The 3,230-nt window shown below is 69.3% G+C and carries 4 protein-coding genes; 2 read left to right on the top strand and 2 right to left on the bottom strand.

All coding sequences use genetic code 11. From position 1 onward, the window contains the following. Together AC0CYZ_RS20965 and AC0CYZ_RS20960 are read right to left on the bottom strand one after the other, a co-directional pair. The coding region (locus AC0CYZ_RS20965) for an MFS transporter (protein ID WP_472218862.1) at positions 1-317 on the bottom strand (317 nt) is incomplete at its 3' end. A 201-nt stretch (positions 318-518) separates the two neighbouring features. Then, positions 519-1,610, bottom strand: a complete 1,092-nt coding sequence (locus AC0CYZ_RS20960; protein ID WP_472218860.1) for a magnesium and cobalt transport protein CorA — start codon at positions 1,608-1,610, stop codon at positions 519-521. A 391-nt stretch (positions 1,611-2,001) separates the two neighbouring features. Here AC0CYZ_RS20960 and AC0CYZ_RS20955 point away from each other — a divergent pair, with 391 nt between their 5' ends. Further along, positions 2,002-2,517: a MaoC family dehydratase gene (locus tag AC0CYZ_RS20955; RefSeq protein WP_472218858.1), complete on the top strand. Its 516-nt coding sequence runs from the start codon at positions 2,002-2,004 to the stop codon at positions 2,515-2,517. A gap of 87 nt (positions 2,518-2,604) precedes the next feature. Continuing rightward, positions 2,605-3,114: a PH domain-containing protein gene (locus AC0CYZ_RS20950; RefSeq protein ID WP_472218856.1), complete on the top strand. Its 510-nt coding sequence runs from the start codon at positions 2,605-2,607 to the stop codon at positions 3,112-3,114. Positions 3,115-3,230: the final 116 nt, after the last annotated feature.

Below are 3,230 nucleotides of genomic sequence, written 5' to 3'. Positions count from 1 at the left end.
CCGGCGATGAACCGGGTCGCGTAGAGGAACGTCAGCGACAGGGCTCCGGAGCCGATCGTGAGGGCGGTGAGGGCGCTGCCGCCGAAGTAGATCGCCAGCGTGATGAAGAACAGTCGGCGTCGGCCGAGCCGGTCGGAGAGGTTCCCGAAGACCAGCGCACCGACCACCTGCCCCAGCAGGTACACGGTGGCGAGGAAGCCCACGGCGGTGGTCGAGAGACCGAGGCGGTCGCTGTCGGTGAGCTTCTCGCCGACGTTGCTGGCGATGGTGATCTCGAGGCCGTCGAGGATCCAGCAGGTCCCGAGGGCCACGACCATCCGGGTGTGGAACGGTGACCAGGGCAATCGGTCGATACGTGCCGGGATCAGGGAGCGCACGCTCCCCGGCTGCTCGGTCGTCCCGCCTGTCGCCGTCACGAGAACCTCCCCGGTGTCCGCCGCTGGAAACGTCGTGAGCGTAGCCACACAGTCACGCAGCGGCAGACCCGAATTTCACCTCGCGGCGTTCGGGGCAGCGGGCTACAGCCAGCGATTGCGGCGGAACGTCCGGAAGAGCCACCCGCAGATCACCAGGATCACGACGATCACCAGCGGGTAACCGAACGTCCAGTGCAGCTCGGGCATGTAGTCGAAGTTCATGCCGTAGATGCCGGCGAACATCGTCGGGACCGCGAGCAGTGCCGCGTAGGCGGTGATCTTGCGCATGTCGTTGTTCTGCCGCAGCGTGATCTTCGCCAGGACGGCGTCGACGAGCGTCGTCAGGAGCTCGTCGAACTGCGCGACGCGCTCGGAGACGGTGACCAGGTGGTCGTCCACGTCGCGGAAGTAACTGCGCACGTTCGTCGGCACCAGGGGCGAGTAGCCCTCCGAGAGCCGGCGCAGCGGCGCGACCAGGGGCTGGACCGCCCGGCGCAGCTCGAGCACCTCGCGCTTCATCAGGTAGATCTGGTCGGCGCCGAGCTCGGAGTACGGCGCGAACACCTCGGCCTCGATGGTGTCGATGTCGCCCTCGACGGCGGCGGAGACCTCGAGGTAGGCGTCGACGATGTGGTCGGCGATCGCGTGCAGGACCACCGCGGGGCCGAGGGCCAGGTGCTCGGGCTCGTCCTCGAGCATGCGCCGCACCCGCCGCAGCCCGGAGTGCTGGCCGTGGCGGACCGTGACCACGAAGTCCTTCCCGACGAAGCACATCAGCTCGCCGGACTCGACGATCTCGTTCGCCGTCGTCGGGGAGGCGTGCGCGACGTAGCGCACCGTCTTGAACACCGAGAAGACCATGTCGTCGTAGCGCTCGATCTTCGGCCGCTGGTGGGCCTGGACGGCGTCCTCGACGGCGAGCGGGTGCAGCCCGAACACCTCGGCGATGTCGTCGATCTGCTCGGCATCGGGCTCGTGCAGGCCGACCCAGACGAAGCCCTCCTCGCGCCTGCGCACCTCCGCGATCGCGTCGCGGTGGTTCCACCGCCCCTCGAGACGGTGCCCGTCGACGTAGACGGCGCAGTCGACGACGAACGCGGAGAGCGGCACGTGCGGGACGTGGACGCCGTTGTCGAGGGCACGCGGCCGCCGCGCGCGGGCGGCGGTGGAGCGCAGGGAGGGGAGAGCGGGCATGGGGGTCTCCGGAGGGTCGACCGGCGGCGGGCCGGTCAGCGGGATCTCGGACGGATCTCCGCGTCACCTCGGGGGACCACGACGGCGTCCGGCGCCGTCAGCGGCCCCTCGAGAGGACGCGGCCGGTACTTCCGGCGGCGCCGGGATCGGCGCCCGGTTGCTCGGTCGTGGCCACGTCAACCTCCTCGGTCGTCGCGTGCGGACGAACTCCTCGCGAAGCCACACCGGGGACGGCCGGAGGGCTGCCGGGGTGGGCCTGGTGTCGCACGTGTCACGCGTCGGTGCGTCCACGTGCGTCTCCGCAATAGGCCATCCTACGGGTCGTCGCGGACGCTGCGCCGTCCGGATGGTCCGGGAGACAGTGATGTCCAGACGTCCAGGGAGTGGTCACGTGCAGTTCGGTCGGTACTTCGAGGAGTTCGAGGTCGGGGCGACCTACAAGCACTGGCCCGGCAAGACGGTGACCGAGTACGACGACCACCTCTTCTGCCTCATCACGATGAACCACCACCCGCTGCACCTCGACAGCCACTACGCCGAGGGCACCCAGCAGGGACGCAACGTCGTCGTCGGGAACTACGTCTACTCGCTGCTGCTCGGCATGTCGGTCGCGGACGTCTCGGGCAAGGCCATCGCGAACCTCGAGGTCGAGTCGCTGCGCCACGTGAAGCCGGTCTTCCACGGCGACACGATCTACGGCGAGTCGACGGTGCTCGACAAGAAGGAGTCGAGCTCCAAGAACGACCGCGGGATCGTGCAGGTCGAGACCATCGGCTACAACCAGGACGGCGTCGTCGTCTGCATCTACCGGCGCAAGGTGATGGTCCCGAAGCGCCCGGTCACCGACTCCGACGAGGCCGCCCTCGCGGCCGAGCAGCCCAACCGCCCGGTGCCGCAGGAGCGCTGACCCTCCCGCGCCTGCTCGCGGCCCGTCCCGCGACCCCGACGGGTTACGCTCTGCGGTGTTCCGCCCGGGGCAGGAGGGGAGGGCGCCGTGCTGGCACCTCGCGAGGTCGACGAGTACGTCCTGCCGACCGAGCGGCGGGTCATCCGCTTCCGGCGCCACTGGGTCGTCATCCTGAGCGAGATCGTCCAGGCGACGGTCCTGATGGTGGTCCTCATGGTCGCCGCGCACCTGCTCCCCGACGGTCCGGTGCTCTCGAACATGCTCTGGTACGGCGGCCTGCTCGTGCTCATCAAGGCCTGCTACAAGGTCAGCGAGTGGTGGGTCGAGAAGGTCGTCATCACCGACAAGCGCGTCATGCTCACCCAGGGCGTGTTCACCCAGCGGGTCGGCATGATGCCGCTCGGCAAGGTCACCGACCTCACCTTCGAGCGGACACTCAACGGCCGCATGCTGGGCTACGGGACGATGATCATCGAGTCCGCCGGGCAGATCCAGGCGCTGAGCCGCATCTCCTACCTCCCCGACCCCGAGGAGGTCTACGAGGCGATCTCGGAGCTGGTCTTCGGGGAGAAGCGGCAGACCCCCAGCCGTCCGTGACACGAGGTCGTCGGTGACTCCGGGTACCCCGGGCCCGTGATCGACCTCCACGTGCACTCGAACGCGTCCGACGGCACCGACGACCCGGCCGACGTCGTCCGCCTCGCGGCGGCGGC

It is taken from the genome of Actinomycetospora sp., from assembly GCF_055612215.1.
Note: the sequence above shows the minus strand (reverse complement) of the source record. Positions and strands in the feature narration are given on the sequence as shown.